General features: G+C 45.0%; 16 protein-coding genes. 9 read left to right on the top strand and 7 right to left on the bottom strand.

What is annotated here, in order from left to right; all coding sequences use genetic code 11:
* Window positions 1–4 precede the first annotated feature (4 nt).
* On the bottom strand, window positions 5–574 hold the full coding sequence (locus J4N39_RS05145; protein WP_252022673.1) for a PilZ domain-containing protein: 570 nt from the start codon (window positions 572–574) through the stop codon (window positions 5–7).
* Between the two features lie 199 nt (window positions 575–773).
* Here J4N39_RS05145 and lolC point away from each other — a divergent pair, with 199 nt between their 5' ends.
* The 3 genes from lolC to lolE are packed head-to-tail and all read left to right on the top strand — an operon-like array spanning window position 774 to window position 3,911.
* Entirely contained in the window at window positions 774–1,979 is a 1,206-nt protein-coding gene (gene lolC, locus J4N39_RS05150) for a lipoprotein-releasing ABC transporter permease subunit LolC (protein ID WP_252022675.1), read from the top strand.
* Window positions 1,972–2,673 carry a lipoprotein-releasing ABC transporter ATP-binding protein LolD gene (gene lolD / locus J4N39_RS05155; protein WP_252022677.1) on the top strand — a complete coding sequence of 234 codons (702 nt, stop codon included), beginning with the start codon at window positions 1,972–1,974 and terminating at the stop codon, window positions 2,671–2,673. The genes lolC and lolD overlap by 8 nt, the downstream gene beginning before the upstream one ends.
* Complete coding sequence (lolE, locus tag J4N39_RS05160) at window positions 2,670–3,911, top strand: lipoprotein-releasing ABC transporter permease subunit LolE (protein ID WP_252022680.1); 1,242 nt, start codon at window positions 2,670–2,672, stop codon at window positions 3,909–3,911. Before lolD ends, lolE begins: the two co-directional genes overlap by 4 nt.
* 140 nt (window positions 3,912–4,051) lie before the next feature.
* Here the strand turns inward: lolE and J4N39_RS05165 are convergent, their stop codons facing one another.
* Window positions 4,052–4,576, bottom strand: coding sequence for a DUF2062 domain-containing protein (locus J4N39_RS05165; RefSeq protein WP_252022683.1), 525 nt, complete (start codon window positions 4,574–4,576; stop codon window positions 4,052–4,054).
* An 80-nt stretch (window positions 4,577–4,656) separates the two neighbouring features.
* Between J4N39_RS05165 and J4N39_RS05170 the strand changes: the two genes are divergently transcribed.
* The 6 genes from J4N39_RS05170 (at window position 4,657) to J4N39_RS05195 (ending at window position 14,363) form a co-directional block, all read left to right on the top strand.
* On the top strand, window positions 4,657–6,852 hold the full coding sequence (locus tag J4N39_RS05170; protein WP_286036834.1) for a DNA internalization-related competence protein ComEC/Rec2: 2,196 nt from the start codon (window positions 4,657–4,659) through the stop codon (window positions 6,850–6,852).
* 43 nt (window positions 6,853–6,895) lie between these two features.
* Window positions 6,896–8,644 (top strand): lipid A ABC transporter ATP-binding protein/permease MsbA, encoded by a 1,749-nt coding sequence (gene msbA / locus J4N39_RS05175; RefSeq protein WP_252022687.1) that lies wholly within the window; start codon window positions 6,896–6,898, stop codon window positions 8,642–8,644.
* Window positions 8,645–8,649: 5 nt separating this feature from the next.
* Complete coding sequence (gene lpxK / locus J4N39_RS05180; protein ID WP_252022689.1) at window positions 8,650–9,654, top strand: tetraacyldisaccharide 4'-kinase; 1,005 nt, start codon at window positions 8,650–8,652, stop codon at window positions 9,652–9,654.
* Window positions 9,635–9,814 carry a Trm112 family protein gene (locus J4N39_RS05185; protein WP_252022691.1) on the top strand — a complete coding sequence of 60 codons (180 nt, stop codon included), beginning with the start codon at window positions 9,635–9,637 and terminating at the stop codon, window positions 9,812–9,814. Before lpxK ends, J4N39_RS05185 begins: the two co-directional genes overlap by 20 nt.
* A 2-nt stretch (window positions 9,815–9,816) precedes the next feature.
* On the top strand, window positions 9,817–10,569 hold the full coding sequence (kdsB, locus tag J4N39_RS05190; RefSeq protein ID WP_252022693.1) for a 3-deoxy-manno-octulosonate cytidylyltransferase: 753 nt from the start codon (window positions 9,817–9,819) through the stop codon (window positions 10,567–10,569).
* 296 nt (window positions 10,570–10,865) lie between these two features.
* Window positions 10,866–14,363: a DUF5050 domain-containing protein gene (locus J4N39_RS05195; RefSeq protein WP_252022708.1), complete on the top strand. Its 3,498-nt coding sequence runs from the start codon at window positions 10,866–10,868 to the stop codon at window positions 14,361–14,363.
* A gap of 139 nt (window positions 14,364–14,502) precedes the next feature.
* Here J4N39_RS05195 and J4N39_RS05200 read toward each other — a convergent pair whose 3' ends face one another.
* The 5 genes from J4N39_RS05200 to J4N39_RS05220 all read right to left on the bottom strand — a co-directional run bounded on the left by J4N39_RS05200 (window position 14,503) and on the right by J4N39_RS05220 (window position 16,689).
* Entirely contained in the window at window positions 14,503–15,102 is a 600-nt protein-coding gene (locus tag J4N39_RS05200) for a TetR/AcrR family transcriptional regulator (RefSeq protein WP_252022711.1), read from the bottom strand.
* 155 nt (window positions 15,103–15,257) lie between these two features.
* On the bottom strand, window positions 15,258–15,845 hold the full coding sequence (locus J4N39_RS05205; RefSeq protein WP_252022714.1) for a hypothetical protein: 588 nt from the start codon (window positions 15,843–15,845) through the stop codon (window positions 15,258–15,260).
* A 56-nt stretch (window positions 15,846–15,901) separates the two neighbouring features.
* A complete protein-coding gene (locus J4N39_RS05210; protein WP_252022716.1) occupies window positions 15,902–16,177 on the bottom strand; it encodes a BMC domain-containing protein in 276 nt (91 codons plus the stop codon).
* Window positions 16,178–16,189: 12 nt separating this feature from the next.
* Window positions 16,190–16,435, bottom strand: a complete 246-nt coding sequence (locus J4N39_RS05215; RefSeq protein ID WP_252022718.1) for a EutN/CcmL family microcompartment protein — start codon at window positions 16,433–16,435, stop codon at window positions 16,190–16,192.
* Window positions 16,432–16,689, bottom strand: coding sequence for a hypothetical protein (locus J4N39_RS05220; RefSeq protein ID WP_252022721.1), 258 nt, complete (start codon window positions 16,687–16,689; stop codon window positions 16,432–16,434). Before J4N39_RS05220 ends, J4N39_RS05215 begins: the two co-directional genes overlap by 4 nt.
* Between the last annotated feature and the right edge of the window lies 1 nt (window position 16,690).

Genomic DNA, 16,690 nt, shown 5'->3' on the forward strand with positions numbered 1-16,690 from the left:
TGTTTTAGTTTTTTTCGTCTCTTGCCAGAGAGCGTTGACGGAGAAGTTTTTGCTGTTGGAATAGCGCTGCTTTGATCAAGATATCTTGGTCTTCTTCACGCATGACTTCAAAGGCGACGGTAACAGTGTGTTTCTCGTCACTGTCAACTTTGACGACCTTGCCATAACAGTAGACCGCTGATGCAGGGTGTTCGATGAATAGCTTGATTCTGAGCAGTTGCTCTTGCTCTGGAGCGTTTTGAGTCACATAAGTGAAGTGGCTAGCGCCAAAACTCTCCGTTTGATGTTCGTATTGAGGGTCATTTTGCTGCGACAGCATAAAAGTTAACAGCAGATTGAGTTTGCTGTTTTGAGACTCCAACAGTTGCACAACGTTCGAAAGGTCACTGTTACGTAGCTCTCCAATCGCTTTGTCAGTGATGGAGTCTAGGTTTGAAAACTCTGAAGCGACTAGGAAAGGCGTGGGTATCTCGGCTTTAAAACCTTCTTCATCAGGCAAAATAAAGTCACGGCTAAGTGGCTCTACATTGACGGCGAGGCTATGTTGTACGGTGAAATACTCTTGCTGATCCATGACATCTTTCCTATTGGCTAACTTATTGATTATCGCAGTGTCAGCGTATGAATCAAGAAATCTTGCCATCAATCTGTCAGGTTTTTGTCATCGACGCTCGCATCATGAGCGAAATGGGAGATTTGTTTAGAATTGGGGCTAGGCGCTAGCGGTGGCTTTAGGTACATTACCCAAAGTATTGAATTTAAGGTATTACCCTATGTTTCATCCTGTATCGATTTTTATCGGTCTGCGCTACCTCAGAGGGCGCTCTGGAGACCGATTTAGTCGATTTGTTTCCTACATGTCTACCGCAGGGATCACCATTGGTGTTCTTGCTTTAGTTACTGTGTTGTCAGTCATGAATGGCTTTGAAGGACAGCTAAAAACACGTATTTTGGGCGTGCTTCCACAAGCGGTTGTTTACCAAGGCGATGGTGAAGTGACCCGTAATGAGCAACCTGAATTTATCGCAAGCATTCCGCATGTGATTGCGACGGCCCCGATTACCCGCAGTGAAGCTGTCATCCAAAGTGCCTATGACCTTACTGCTGGGCTTTTTATTGGTGTTGACCCAAGCGTTGGAGATCCTATTGCCCAACATTTGATTGCGGGTTCATTAAATAGCCTAGAAGAAGGCTCATATGGGATAGCAGTGGGTTATGCGCTCGCAAGACAGCTCAATGTTCGTGTCGGTGACAAGGTACGAATGATGGTGACAGGGTCTAGCCAGTTCACACCACTGGGTCGTGTACCACGGCAGCGAAATTTCACCGTGATGGGTATCTTTAATACAGGCTCTGATATTGATGCGCAGCTAATCGTCGGCAACATCACTGATGTTGGTAAGTTGATCCGCCTACCTCGGGATAAAGCTTCCGGGTGGCGGTTGTTTATTGATGATCCGTTTGTGGTGTCAGAACTGGCAGATTATCCATTAGAACAAGGTTGGCAATGGAGTGATTGGCGCGAGCAACGAGGCGAGCTCTTTCAAGCAGTGAAGATGGAAAAAAACATGATGGGCTTGATGCTAGGGCTTATCGTCGCAGTGGCTGCGTTTAATATCATCTCGGCACTGATCATGGTGGTGATGGAGAAACAATCTGAAGTCGCCATTTTAAAAACTCAGGGCATGAGCAATGCTCAAGTGATGTCAGTATTTGTGGTTCAAGGTGCAAGTAGCGGAGTAATAGGCTCAATCGTTGGTGGCTTGGGTGGCATGCTGTTGGCTTCTAACTTGAACGCCTTGCTCAGCCTGATGGGTGTGAGTTTGTTTAGCGCAGGGTCAGAGTTACCTATCGTTATTGATGTTATGCAGATCATCACGGTTATTGTTTTGGCTATTGCATTGAGTGTGATTGCCACCCTTCTTCCTTCCTACCGAGCGTCATCGGTAAAACCCGCAGAGGCTTTGCGATATGAATAACTTACTTTCTTGTCAATCGGTGTATAAGACCTATCAGGAAGGAGCGGCCAGTACCGACGTGTTAAAAGGTGTAAGCTTTTCGATGCGAGAAGGGGAGCTGACGGCCATCATAGGGTCATCAGGCTCGGGAAAGAGTACATTGCTGCATATCCTTGGAGCACTTGACGACGCAACGTCGGGAGATGTTACTTTTAAACAGCAGTCGATAATGCAGCTAAGTAGTAATAAGCAGGCTAAGTTGAGAAATCAGCATATCGGTTTTGTTTACCAGTTCCACCATCTATTAGCGGACTTTACCGCATTGGAAAATGTGGCGATGCCGCTACTGATCGGCGGAGTTGCACCTGCCCAGGCAAAAGATAAAGCCAAAGCGCTACTGGACAAAGTGGGATTGTCTCACCGCATTGAACATCGTCCAGCGGAGCTTTCTGGTGGCGAGAGACAAAGGGTCGCAATAGCGCGAGCTTTGGTTAACGAGCCTGCTTTAGTGTTGGCCGATGAACCCACGGGGAACTTGGATCACGCAACCGCACTATCGATTTATCAGTTGATGCGAGAGCTCAATCGAGAGTCTGGTACTGCATTTCTGGTGGTGACCCATGATAACGAGCTAGCGGCGAAAATGGACCGTCAATTGAGTATGCAAGATGGTGTGCTGACCGACCCGAACATGGTGAGTGAGGAGCATTCATGATCAAATGGTTGTCGCTATTTATCGGTAGCCGATTTAGTCGAGCAAAAAGCCGAAATAAAATGGTGTCGTTTATCTCGCTCTCATCAACCGTAGGCATTGGTGTGGGAGTTGCGGTGATCATCATTGGCTTGTCTGCAATGAATGGCTTTGAACGTGAGCTACAACAGCGGGTGTTATCTGTGGTCGCTCATGGAGAGATAGAAGGAGCAAACCAGCCTATCTTGGAGTGGCAGCAGGTGGTTAACATTGCCCAGCAGCATCCAAGAGTTGTTGCGGCCGCCCCCTATGTTCAAATGACAGGGCTTATTGAGAAAGGTGCTAAACTTAAAGCGCTACAAGTGCGTGGTGTAGATAAAGCAGCAGAGCCTCAGGTGTCTGACCTGTATCAGTTTATTACTCAAGACAGCTGGAAAAACTTCGCAGCAGGCAACAAGCAGGTGATTTTGGGGCAAGGCATTGCACAAAGTGTTGATGCCAAAGTTGGAGATTGGGTCACCTTAATGTTGCCGCAGCAAGGTGATGGCCGTTCGGTCAAAGCACCAAAACGAGTGCGGCTACAAGTGTCTGGGCTTTTAACTCTGGGTGGACAAATTGACCATGGGGTTGCAATCATTCCACTGCAAGATGCACAAGCTTATGCTGGCCTTGATAACGGCGTCACTGGTATTTCACTCAAGACTAACGATGTGCTAAATGCGTCGAATATTGTACGTGAAGTGGGATCTAACTTCCGTGGCTTTATACTGAAAAGCTGGAAACAGCAATATGGCTTTTTATATCGCGACATTCAGCTCGTTCGCACCATTATGTATCTCGTCATGGTACTGGTTATCGGCGTTGCAACTTTCAATATTGTTTCTACCTTGATGATGGCAGTGAAAGATCGTGCTGCAGAGATCGCCATTTTGAAAACCATGGGAGCAAGTGATGGCTTAATTGCTCGCATCTTTATTTGGCAAGGCGTGTTTTCTGGTGTAACAGGAGCGCTATTAGGTAGCCTTGTAGGGTATTTGGTGGCTGCAAACCTTACATACTTGATGACTGGGCTGGAGAAGGCGATTGGCCATCAATTTTTGTCAGGGGATATCTACTTTATCGACTTTCTACCAAGTGTCATTAACCCTAATGACATTTGGTTGGTTTCAGGTACTGCAGTGACGTTAAGCCTATTAGCGACCTTATATCCTGCCAAAAGGGCCAGTCAAACCCATCCCGCTCAAGTATTGAGCTCTAAATAGTCAATATGAAAAAAGGGCCATTCGGCCCTTTTTTACTGTGATTTCAAAATCGTGATGGTTCTTGTTGCAACAAGCCACTGTAAGCAAGAAGTTTCTCTCAAAAATAGATACTTAAGTGGACTCTCTACGCCGTTTCCCTGTTACTTTCTACGTCCGATACGAAAACTTCGTTTTTGCCAACTGCGAACGACGGAGTATCGCCAAAGTCCACGAATACCAAAGTAGCCAAGCATGGCTGAGGTAATGCCGCAAATAGCACAACCAAGTAAAAAAGGAGGACCGATGGTCGACATTTGCGCAATGATAAAATCCCAAGAAAGCTCAAAATGGAATTGCTGAGTCGGTGTGGCAAGTACTAGTGCCCCGACTTTATAAGCAAAGTAGAACATCACTGGCATAGTGACAGGGTTACTGATCCAAACAAGTGCGACTGAAAGTGGCAGGTTAACACCGCACATGATAGCCGTGCCTGCTGCCATGATCATTTGGCTTGGAAGTGGTACGAATGCCATAAATAGTCCCACCGCAAAAGCACCCGCAGCAGAGCGGCGATTTAAACACCACAGGTTGGGGTTATACAAAACATTCCCAAAAATCTTCAACGCCTTCTGCTTTCTAATTAGCTCAGGGTTTGGCATGTATTTTTGTATAAACTTTCTTGGCATAACGAATGAAAACTCGTGTTACAAACTGGGATTTAGTCAGCTACTCGTTGATAACAATATCGGCCAGTTTTTGGCCGATGATGCCTACTATACTTTGGATAGCCCCACTAATGTTAGTTTTTGGGGTTACGTTTGTTATCGTACGACTTAGGCTTGCTCGAGCGGCGAGTCTCGCCTTGCTGATCGTAAGTGTACATGGGGCTTTATATCAGCAAACCGTAGCACGCTTATTTGACGACGGTCAGGATATTACCATATCAGGGCAAATTGACAGCTTTTTTAAGTCACTAAATTTTTCACAGCAAGTGACTTTCTCTGTAAATTCAATCAACAGCCGACCGATCCCTTGGTGGCTCAAACCAAAGCTCAGGCTTAACTGGTTGAAAAGTGAACCATTACCTAAATTAGGAGAAATTTGGCAAGTTGACGTGCATGTGCAGGTAGTAAGAGCTCGGCTAAATCAAACAGGCTTTGATAAAGAGGCGCATTACCTAATAAACGGTTGGCATGCTACGGCCAATGCTAAATCTGCCCAACAAATTGATGCAACCCCTTCATTTCGCTCTATGGCTCACACGCAGATATCACAGCTTGTAGAGAAGTATAGATTCAGTCCCTACCTTTTGGCGCTAACGTTTGCAGATCGCAGTCAAATCAGTAACGAGGATTGGCAGGGGTTACGCAACAGTGGGCTTATCCATTTGTTAGCTATTTCTGGGTTACATATTGGTCTTGCCTTTGGCATTGGTTGGATAGTCGGGCGCTATATTGCGAGCGTTCTGCCCATCGTCTCCCCGTGGAGTGGCTTTGTAATCGGTCTGGTTTTTGCCTTTGCTTACAGCTGGCTTGCAGGTTTTTCTTTGCCGAGCGTTCGGGCGTTAGTGATGTGTATGGTATTTGTCATCTTGCGTTTTGCAGGTCTCAAGTTTTCACCTATGAAGGTGTTATTAGTTACCCTGTGCATCATATTGACTCTGGCCCCATTTTCGGCGCTAAGTACCAGTTTTTGGCTATCATTTTGCGCCGTTGCAGCAATTTTTATTGCCGCTGAATTCAAATTTAAGCCAAGGTTGGGGGCAATCAAGGCGCTTATATATGTGCAACTATCACTTTTTGTCGCTCTGCTGCCCATAAGTACCCTAGTTTATGGCGGGGTGAGTTACCTTGGAATATTAGCCAATTTATTCGCTGTACCTTGGGTCTCCCTCATCGTGATGCCTTTGGTGGTGCTCGCACTTATCACGAGCTTTATCGCCCCTATGGTTGCTCCTGTTTTATGGCAGTTTTCAGATTGGGCTTTATATCCGGTATTGTTTCTTCTTCCAGAGCAGGGCATGGGTTGGTTGCCATTATCACGGGGGTGGGCAATGCTAGCGATGGGGGTGTTTGTCACCGCATTTTGTCTATTTTGGCGTGTACCCATGATTGCTATGGTTGTGTTCATACTGACTTTAGTTTCCCAATTACCATCGCCTTTGAAGCATGAACCTCAGCTTAATATTTATGATGTGGGTCATGGGCTTTCGATCTCCTTGATAAAAGATGGGCGAGCAGTGCTCTACGATACCGGCTCTGCATGGCCGCTAGGGAGCTACATTAACTCGACGGTGGTACCTAATCTGGCTCATGACGGGGTTTATCGTATCGATGGGCTGATCGTTAGTCACTTTGATAGCGACCATGCAGGTGGACTGCAAGATGCAAAAGATCAACTTGAACCGCTATGGATTCGGGCGAGTCAATACGGCTATCTACCCTGTCAACAAGGTGAACGATGGCATTGGAATGGGCTCGATTTTGAGGCTATTTGGCCGCCTAAACAGGTCAAGCGAGCCTACAACCCCCACTCATGCGTTTTGCAAGTAAATTTTGAAGGGGTCAAGATTCTTTTAGCAGGGGATATCGATGCAATCAGCGAACTACTGTTGCTCAATCAAGGGTTGGTGACGCCTGCGGACGTGGTGATCGTGCCACACCATGGCAGTCAAACCTCTTCGACCCGGCCTTGGGTAGAAGCTGTTAATCCGAGCCTCGCAATTGCCTCTGTGGGGTATAGAAATCATTGGGGTATGCCAAGCCAAGTCGTAGTGGATCGCTACAGAGATGTCGGAGCGTTCTGGTTAGATACCGGGCAGTGTGGACAAATTCAATTGCGGATGAAAAACAACCAATTAGAGCTTTTTACTGCCAGAGGGGATTTACGTAAGCGTTGGTACCGTGATGCACTTCGCCTCGAAAGTACCAAATTTCCTTCTCATACTCGCTTCCTGCCTTGATTTAGGTATAAAATGGGGCGAATTTTTCCAACGATAACAAGCCATGTCACATTCTACCGATCAATCGACATTTGCCACCTTCAAGCGCTTGTGGCCATACATTTCACTTTATAAAGCCGGTCTAGCCGTCGCCGTTGTCGCTCTAATTATTAACGCATTAAGTGACACTTATATGCTTTCACTGCTAAAGCCTCTTCTCGATGAAGGTTTTGGTCAGGCGGATTCAGACTTTTTGCGTCAAATGCCATTTATCATTTTGGCGCTGATGTTAATTCGAGGTACCAGTGGCTTTGTATCTGCCTACCTGATGAGTTGGGTATCGAATCACGTCGTGATGTCACTGCGTAGAAACATTTTTAACCACTTTATGAAAATGCCAGTGGAGTTCTTTGACCGAGAATCGACGGGCAGTTTGTTGTCTCGCATCACCTATGATACTGAGCAAGTTGCGGGTGCTACCAGCAAAGCTTTAGTTAATATTGTGCGCGAAACAGCGAGTATCATCGGTCTTATTGGTTTGATGGTTTGGAGTAGTTGGCAGCTTTCTTTGGTGCTATTAGTCGTTGGTCCTATCGTTGCGATTGCAATCAGCTATGTTTCCCGTCGTTTCCGCAAGATCTCTAAAGCGATGCAAACGGAAATGGGTAACCTGACTACTTCTTCAGAGCAAATGCTTAATGGCCATAAAGTGGTACTGAGCTATGGGGGTCAAAACGTTGAGAAAGAGCGTTTTGATAATGTGAGTAACACCATGCGCCAACAGAGCATGAAAATGGTCGTTGCTCAGCAGTTAGCAAGCCCTGTGATTCAGATGATTGGCTCACTTGCACTTGTGACAGTATTGTACCTCGCTAGCGTTGACTCGATTCGTGAAGAGCTGACTGCGGGTACGTTTACCGTGGTATTCTCAGCCATGCTGAGCATGCTGCGCCCACTTCGAGGCCTAACAGCCGTTACCTCTGACTTCCAACGTGGCATGGCGGCGTGTCAAACCCTGTTCGGTTTGATGGATATGCCGACCGAGCAAGACAATGGTAAATTTGCCAAGCAAAAAGTCGAAGGGGATATCAAAGTAAACAATATTACCTTTACTTACCCAACTCGCGAATCTGCGGCATTGCGTAAAGTGAGCTTTGAGCTTCCGGCAGGTAAAACCGTGGCACTGGTAGGCCGTTCAGGTTCAGGTAAGAGTACTATCGCTAACCTATTCACACGATTCTATGATCTCGATGATGGGCAGATCACGCTTGATGGCTACGATATTCGAGACTACGAACTCTCCAATCTGCGCACCCACTTTGGTTTGGTTTCGCAAAATGTGCATCTATTTAATGATACTGTAGCGAACAACATCGCTTACGCCTCTGACGGCAAATATAGCCAAGAACAGATCGAGCAAGCGGCAAAACTTGCATTTGCCGACGATTTCATCATAGAGCTGGATAATGGCTACGAAACGATCATTGGTGAAAACGGGGTCAATCTTTCTGGTGGTCAGCGTCAACGACTAGCGATCGCACGTGCACTGCTACGTGATGCGCCAGTGCTTATTCTCGATGAAGCAACCTCTGCGCTCGATACAGAGTCAGAGCGTGCAATTCAAGCGGCGCTTGATGAACTGCAAAAGAATAAGACTGTGCTCGTCATTGCTCACCGTCTTTCAACCATAGAAAACTCGGATCAAATCCTCGTGATTGACAACGGTGAAGTGGTAGAGCGTGGTACTCATAGTGAGCTGCTTGCACAGCAAGGTGCGTACTCTCAGCTTCATCGTATTCAGTTTAGTGAGTAATCTTGATGGTTGAAGCCATTTGGTTTAATCAGCACTGGCTTGGCAAACTGCTGTGGCCAGTGTTAAAACCGTTGAGTCTGTTATTTGGGTTAATTAGCCGAAAGCGCCGGTATCAGTTTCAGTCGGGTGAGAAGGCGAGCTATCGTGCGCCGCTGCCCGTGATTGTAGTGGGGAATATCACTGCGGGTGGTAACGGTAAAACGCCTGTGGTCATTTGGTTGGTGGAAACACTGGCTAAACATGGCATAAAAGCGGGAGTGGTATCTCGTGGCTATGGTGCGAAAGCGCCTCACTACCCTTATGTAGTGGGGAATCAATCTAAAGCAGAAGAATGTGGTGATGAGCCATTACTTATTCACCAACGTACCCAAGCACCAGTGGTTGTGGACCCTGTGCGCAGCAACGCAGTCAAAACGCTGCTCCAACACAATGTCGATGTGGTGATCACGGATGATGGCTTGCAGCACTATGCGTTGCAACGTGATATCGAAATCGTCGTTATCGATGGTGAGCGTCGCTTTGGAAATCAAGAGTTGATCCCGCTTGGTCCGCTGCGAGAAAGCGTTGAACGATTGAATGAAGTGGATTTTCAAATCGTTAACGGCGGCAAAGCAAAACTGAACGAAATTGCGATGCAGCTCGAGCCAACACTCGCAGTTAATTTGGTTTCAGGGGAGAAAAAGCCTGTCGACCAACTCGGTAGCTTGGTCGCCTTTGCGGCCATTGGTTATCCGCAGCGCTTTTTTAATACCCTAACTAGCCTTGGGGCTGAGCTTAGTGTGACCCAGCCAGTAGAAGACCATAAATATTTTGGTCGTGATCAGATTGAAGCCTTGGTAAAACAACAAGAGCAGGTGATCATGACAGAAAAAGATGCCGTAAAGTGTCAATTTGAGGCACAGCCAAGCTGGTGGTATCTGCCAGTGTCGGCACAGCTTGAAGATCAAGCTCAGCAAATCATTCAAAAAATAATTAAAGTTAAGGAAGAGTATGGATCATCGTCTACTTGAGATTGTGGCGTGCCCAGTCTGCAAAGGTAAACTGAAATACGATAAAGACAATCAAGAGTTGATCTGCAAGGTCGACCGTCTTGCCTATCCAATTAAGGAAGGCATCCCAGTCTTGCTAGAGCCGGAAGCTCGCACGATTGGTTTAGAAGAAGGTAAGTAATTATGGCGTTTACGGTCATTATTCCTGCTCGTTACCAATCGACTCGTTTGCCAGGTAAGCCTCTTGCAGATATTGCGGGTAAACCAATGATTGAATGGGTTTATCAACAGGCGCTACAAGCTGGTGCTCAGCAGGTGATTATTGCTACCGATGATGAGCGAGTAGAAGCGGTTGCTAAAGGGTTTGGTGCATCGGTTTGTATGACTTCAGCCGATCACGAGTCGGGCACGGAACGTTTGGCAGAAGTAGTTGAGAAAATGGCTATCCCGGAAGATCATATCGTGGTGAATGTTCAAGGTGATGAGCCACTGATACCACCCCAAGTGATTTCTCAGGTGGCTAATAACCTAGCTAAGTCGACTGCGCCTATGGCGACACTCTCGGTTGAAATTGAAGATGAGTCTGAGGTCTTCAACCCTAACGCTGTGAAAGTTGTGACGGATGAAAATGGTTATGCGCTTTACTTCAGTCGAGCTACCATCCCTTGGGATAGAGATAACTTTGCTACCCAAGTTAAAAAGATAGCTTCTCCACTGCAACGCCATATCGGTATTTATGCTTATCGTGCAGGGTTTATCAACACGTACGTTAACTGGCAGCCGAGTGCACTAGAGAAAATCGAGTGCTTGGAACAGCTACGAGTACTTTGGTACGGGGAAAAGATCCACGTCGCTGTTGCCGAAATTGCACCGCCAGCGGGGGTCGATACACCTGAAGATTTGGAAGTGGTTAGAGCCATTCTTAATAATAGTTAACATAGTTGCTACCTTCCTAGTTTATTAAAAAAGACCGCATTTATTAATGCGGTCTTTTTTTAATTTGTATTTATTTCTGTGTGACTATTAGTTGGAATTTTATTTATTCTCATTTCTGATAATTATTACTCATTTTTCATTTCATTGCGAAACATAATATATATATAGCAAATGACCTTTCTGATGAACATCAATTAGTCCCATATCTCAGGCGATGTTGTTACCATTTTTAAGTTATGTATATGGCATTGTAGTGATGCCTTTTTGTAATAATAATGTTGCCACTGGAGGGTGAAGTGAAAAAAACGTTAATACTGGCTAGTTGTATCTCTACAGCATTATTAAGCGGCTGCGGCGGCGGTGGTGGTGATGATAGTGGAGGTGTTACGCCTTCGACCACTAAAACAATCACTGTAATTGATGGGTACCTATCTCAAGCCAAGATATCTGTTGCGGTTAATGGCGAGTGCTTAGATACTCAAGAATATATAGCAACAACAAATACACAAGGGCAGGCTAAAGTCACTGTGGGTCAGGCTGCTCAACAGTTGTGTGCTCATGCTATTGCAGGGGTGACAGTTGATAGTGTTCGTGGATTAGTAAATAAATCTTATACTTTAATATCTCCAGCAAGTTCTAGCTACATTACACCTTATACAGATCTTGTTGCTACTGACATGCGTATTAATAAAGAGGAGCGAGAAGCTGCTCAGGCTAAAGTTATCGCTTTGCTGTCAAAAATCACCTCTGACAGCAATATAATATTTGGCAACTACCTTGAAAATGCCCAAGACGCTAATGTAAAAATTGCAATTAACGCCATCGCAGAATCTTTAGTAGATCTACAAGCAAACCAAAAATTTGAAGCCCATGAATATATTGACGTTGCAGGTAAAGTTGCAGACCAATTAGCGTTAGCGATCGAAAAAGGTGAAGTCGCTGACGTAAAACCGATAATAGAAAAAGGTGATAATGGTGAAGTTGTCGTTAAGACCAACCACCGACCTGCTGCAACCAATAAAGGGACCACGCCTAGTGAAGTCGAAGTGATTGAAGGTCAGCCACTGAAAATTGATTTTACTCAACTGTTCACTGATTCTGATGGTGATAGTCTGGCCTTTAGTGTTTCAACATTAGATGGAACTGCGTTAACAGAGTATGGGTTAACTCATAGCAATGGTGTGGTCAGCGGTACATTGCAAGGCACGACGACACTAGCGCTTCAGCTTTATGCTACTGACCCACATGGAGAGCGCTCTTACCCGTATGGCGTTGTTATCAATGAGGTCGAAGACCCTGCTCCTGTTCTTGATTATGCCGTTCGCAATAAGCTACAAAGTGAAATTACATCTGGCACTTGGTACGTAGAGAAAGAGGTCAGTATCGCACTGAACTTAGATGGACTGTTTAGTGATAATGGTTCAGGTGTGACGTACAGTGCAGTTTCAGATATTGAGGGCGCACAGCTCGATGTCAATGGCAATGATTTAACACTTAAGTTCACACCTGCTTTGGAAGCAAACTATCGTTTTACCGTTAAAGCGAAAGATGACGTGAATAAAGTAAGTGAAACTACGTTCACGGTTAAAGTGGAAACTCAGCCACCAGTCGTTGAAGTTTTACGTGGTATTTCGTGGCATCAAACACCTTCATCTGTTGGAGTTGGTCAAGATATCGATCTCTTAGTTCAAGCCGACTATGCAGTTCAAGGTATCGTGGATGTAACTGAACAAGTCGAGTTTACATCGAGCAACCCAGACGTATTTTCTGTAGTTGAAGGTGCGATGGTACGTGGTGTCAATCTCGGTAAGGCAACACTTACGGCATCTTTTGAAGATTTCGAGATTACCCAAGAGATCACAGTCACTGAGCCTCGGGACGTACTGACATTTGACACGGATTCGACCGAAATAGCTCATGGTCTGAGTAAGTTTGTTGAAATCTATTACGTAGATGCAGACGGTAAACGTCATTTAGTATCAGATATTGGTACATGGAGCTCAGACTCCGAGCTTATCAAGATTGAAAATGGCAAGATAACCGCATTGGACCAAGGTACTGCTGAGATTACTTTCACTTACAAAGGTAAAAAGATCTCAAGAACGATAGTGCTGACACCACCCGTTGCGGTAAGTACGACCCCAACGTTTGTTGCGGGTACATTGGAGCTTACGGTGGGAGATTCTATACCACAAACTATTCATGTGCAGTATTCCGATGGGACTGAGAAAAATACTGGGATTAGCATATTTTCTAACGCTAAAACTAGTTTCTACAACAGTGTGTTCAAAAAAATTGGTGATGAGTACGTAGCGACTTGGCAAGGGGATAATACGTTAGATGATTATAATATCTATACAGGCTGGTCTTCAGCATCAAAATATAAATTGATATCTGATATGGTGGAAGTGATTGGCACTTCTTATTTCCAAGCTAATGCGGAAAGCTATTATGGTTATACATGGCTAGCACCTCGCATCACCATCAATAGAAATAGTGCTATCACGCAATGGAAAGAAGCTCCGCTGGGGGCCAATGCTCCTGAGTTGCTATCAGATGCAACTTTGAAAGACATTGGTACTTACCAAGGAAAACAAACTTATATCTATCAGCGAACCAATGAAAGTAAGAACTGGGAAATATATGCAATACAGCTTAATGGCTCAGAGTTTGGAGAGCCAAAGCTTCTGCTAACTAGTGAAAATTATATTGCAATAAATAACCTGACCCTATCCGGTTCGACTAAGTTCTATTTTGCTACGAGTAATACGGTAAACTATTACCGAACTTATCAGTTAGATTTGTCTACTTTGGACGTAGAGCTCATTGTTGATGGAGAAAGAATTGCCACAAGTAATGGCGAGTACCTGTATTACAATAGCGAATCAAGCTCAATTGAGAAATTGGACCTTAGTTATTATTCAAGTGGGTACGGTCATACTTTGGCTATTGAGAAGCTAGAAGAAATTCAAGGGAATATTAACTGGAAGTTATTGTATAATTATGAGGCTACTGATGGTGCGTTAGACCTAACGGAATATACAGGACTCTCAAATAACGCTCAAAACTCCCATTACATAATACGTGGTAGGAGCTCCTATAGCACAGGCCAAAAATATAGTTATCTATTTTTAAATAGAGAAACTAAGCGAGTAGATTATGTCCTTACCCCAGAAATGCCAACGGAAGTTAGCTCTACTAATTGTACTAGTGGTAGTATTAATTTCATTGTTCGAAACGGTATGGTTAACGGGTTAAGCGACGTTTCCGCTTCATGCAGTACTTCAGAAGGTGGTGTACTGTGGACAAACGTTCAGAGCACTCCATACTTCTGGCCTGTGCTAGCTTCCAATGCTGAGCGTTGGGATGGATCAGACAGTATTGTGTTTGATTCGGCAGAAGGTGAGATTACCGCAATTTGGGATGCAGTAGAAGTGAATGCCAAAGACCAGTTCCGCCTGATGACAGTTGATGCTAGCGGAAACTCTACGGTAAAAGATGTTTTGGCCCCGAATGCATACTACAGGTTCTATAGTAAAGACGTTAAAAATAACACCTTCCTGAAAGTGTTGGATAACAAGGCTGTCGATGAAAAGTACTTGTTAACTGATAGGGGACTTGTGAGCTATAAAGATGGCACCGTTACGATAGATAATACGCTATCAAATAATGATGTGCTGGGTAGCACTTATAGTAATAACTACATGACCTTAATCGATGGTGAGCTTTACATAGAAAACAGTTCTTCTGATAAACGTTACCAACTCGATATGAGAACGACGATATCCGAATAAGGTTACTTAGTTAAATTAAACAGCCCAGCAATTTTGCTGGGCTGTTTTGTATGAAAAGCAAGAAAGACTGCTAAGTTGCGTTATCTCTGTTGCGACGAAAATGTAGCGTAGGCATACACTATCGGTTCATCGTAAGCATCTACTTACGACGAATATCTTCAGGGAAGTAGCATCCAAGATAGGCTTTAGCTGCTCGCTTGGCTTCGTTAGCCATGCTGGTGGTGATCATGCCGTATTTCATCTGCGAAATAGTAAACACGGTATCGACGATTTCTACCCAGATGTAGAAAATATCCGATTGCTGGTCGATGCTTGGTAGTTCAAAGAAACTGTCTAAGATCTCGAACGTAGCGATAGCGATGAGCTGATCGTTACTGCGGTCTTTTTGTTTAATGATGGCTGACGTTTTGCCAGAGATGAACAACTGTCTTGCGGCTTTTTCTTGGTCATAAAACGCTATAGCACGGTCAACCAATATATCAACAATGTCGGGCCAAATGACAACGTCATCTTCTGATGGTCGCTCGCTGAGAATTTGCAGCAATTGCGCGCCATAGTTACTGGCCACCTCGGCATAAAGGTCATCAAGGTTAGAGTAAAAGTGGTAGGCCGAGCTTTTTGGAATTTCGGCTTCAGCGGCAATATCAGCAAAGGTCACTTCGCTGATGTCTTGTTGGCTAAGGAGTGTTTTTACCGCTTGGTGAAGTAGTTCCCTGCGTTTAACGCCTCTATGTTGCATGAGCTTCCTTTCTATCTGCTTATTTACGCTGAGTTTGATAATTTGCCACTCAGCCGGCGCTCTTCTATGGCACCGTGTTACTAATTGGAGCAATCTTCCCCTTAGCGGTGTCGACTGCTCTCCTATAATGGCAGTAAAGAGGTGTGAACTCTAGCTTATTTGCAAAAGTCGTGCAGTGATTCAAGAACCTCGATGCGTCGGTCTTCTCCACCACGGATCACAAGGTGCCCGGCAGGGTCAAAATGCACGATGTCATGAATGCTAATGCTTTGACTTAGTTCTTCGAGTACAAGCCAAGCACTTGGTTTTGCATTAAATTCAAAATGGCTGATCTCTTCGCCGTTATAAACCAAAGCGCCACTATTTTTGCTGTTACACAGTAGGGCGTGGGCGTCATTTTGGATAGTAATAACATCTGAGTTTAGATTTTCAATCGATAAGTCCTGCTCATTACCTGCAAGTGACTTGATTAAGCTCACGGTGTACTCAGTACTGGTTTGAATTTCAACCGTTAAACCTTGGATTTCTATTTCGTCATAGAAACCGTTCAGGTAAAGGTCGGAGATAAATTGCTCAAGGACAATCGGTGACGGGAATTTTATCTGCCACCATTTAGCGCCTTGCTTTGGCAAAAAGTTTCTTTCACGACTGCGTGAAGAGAGAAAATTCGAGCTGTGATCAGACAAACTTTCGATGTGACATAGTGATACGGTTGGGTAAGCTTCAGCTTTAGCCTCTGACATATAAACTCCTTTTTATTTTGATGTGGGACTACCTGTCCCACACCAGTTTTATACCACTATTTTCCGTTGTTGAAAAATGCTGTTACATCATTATGTGGGCGCGGGATCACATGTGTTGCCACGACTGTGCCGATTGAGCCCGCAACTTCTGCAGCGGCTTCGATGGCTGCATTAATCGCACCGACATCACCTTTTACAACCACAGCCACAAGGCCATCTCCAACTTGTTCACGGCTAACTAGCGTGACATTAGCGGCTTTAACCATAGCATCTGCTGCTGCTAGTGCTGTTACGTACCCTTTAGTTTCGATCATACCGATTGCTTCAGACATGGTGTTTCTCCTTTAATTTTGATCAATTGATGCCACAACAAGTGCATCGACAAGCGTGTCCGGTTGTGAAAAGTAGTCAGCGGCAGCACTGCCGGTAACGATTAGCACTTGCTCTCCCTCACCACAACCAAGTGGGTCAAGTGCAATAATTTTTTGTTTTTTGTCATGATTAGGCGTAATGGTGACCAAAGCGCCCGCAGGCAACTGGCTTAACTTTCGGCTCACCCAAACTTTCCCAGTAACAGTTCCTGCTATCATGCTTCCTCCTGCGTTAAACGAATCCCCAATTTGCGAGCTTTCGCTCGTGCCATTGGTGTCACGACGGTGCCTTTAGCAAGTTGAATGACGGAGACATTGTTCGTCACATATTCTTGAAGGCGTTTTTCCGTCAGTGGACGACCTTGATGTGTTTGCACACCGCCAAAGCTTCCTTTGTAGCCTTCAAGCGCTTCTTGAATTGCTTGACGGATCAGGGCTCTAAGTTCATCGATGTTGATATTGATGTTATCCATA

Source organism: Vibrio sp. SCSIO 43136 (assembly GCF_023716565.1).
In the GTDB taxonomy this organism is placed as follows: Bacteria; Pseudomonadota; Gammaproteobacteria; order Enterobacterales; family Vibrionaceae; genus Vibrio.

Excerpts from the sequence above, each read along its gene's own strand:
- J4N39_RS05145 (WP_252022673.1), bottom strand. The coding sequence starts at position 574 with ATGGATCAGCAAGAGTATTTCACCGTACAACATAGCCTCGCCGTCAAT.
- lolC (WP_252022675.1), top strand. The coding sequence starts at position 774 with ATGTTTCATCCTGTATCGATTTTTATCGGTCTGCGCTACCTCAGAGGG.
- lolD (WP_252022677.1), top strand. The coding sequence starts at position 1,972 with ATGAATAACTTACTTTCTTGTCAATCGGTGTATAAGACCTATCAGGAA.
- lolE (WP_252022680.1), top strand. The coding sequence starts at position 2,670 with ATGATCAAATGGTTGTCGCTATTTATCGGTAGCCGATTTAGTCGAGCA.
- J4N39_RS05165 (WP_252022683.1), bottom strand. The coding sequence starts at position 4,576 with ATGCCAAGAAAGTTTATACAAAAATACATGCCAAACCCTGAGCTAATT.
- J4N39_RS05170 (WP_286036834.1), top strand. The coding sequence starts at position 4,657 with ATGCCTACTATACTTTGGATAGCCCCACTAATGTTAGTTTTTGGGGTT.
- msbA (WP_252022687.1), top strand. The coding sequence starts at position 6,896 with ATGTCACATTCTACCGATCAATCGACATTTGCCACCTTCAAGCGCTTG.
- lpxK (WP_252022689.1), top strand. The coding sequence starts at position 8,650 with ATGGTTGAAGCCATTTGGTTTAATCAGCACTGGCTTGGCAAACTGCTG.
- J4N39_RS05185 (WP_252022691.1), top strand. The coding sequence starts at position 9,635 with ATGGATCATCGTCTACTTGAGATTGTGGCGTGCCCAGTCTGCAAAGGT.
- kdsB (WP_252022693.1), top strand. The coding sequence starts at position 9,817 with ATGGCGTTTACGGTCATTATTCCTGCTCGTTACCAATCGACTCGTTTG.
- J4N39_RS05200 (WP_252022711.1), bottom strand. The coding sequence starts at position 15,102 with ATGCAACATAGAGGCGTTAAACGCAGGGAACTACTTCACCAAGCGGTA.
- J4N39_RS05205 (WP_252022714.1), bottom strand. The coding sequence starts at position 15,845 with ATGTCAGAGGCTAAAGCTGAAGCTTACCCAACCGTATCACTATGTCAC.
- J4N39_RS05210 (WP_252022716.1), bottom strand. The coding sequence starts at position 16,177 with ATGTCTGAAGCAATCGGTATGATCGAAACTAAAGGGTACGTAACAGCA.
- J4N39_RS05215 (WP_252022718.1), bottom strand. The coding sequence starts at position 16,435 with ATGATAGCAGGAACTGTTACTGGGAAAGTTTGGGTGAGCCGAAAGTTA.
- J4N39_RS05220 (WP_252022721.1), bottom strand. The coding sequence starts at position 16,689 with ATGGATAACATCAATATCAACATCGATGAACTTAGAGCCCTGATCCGT.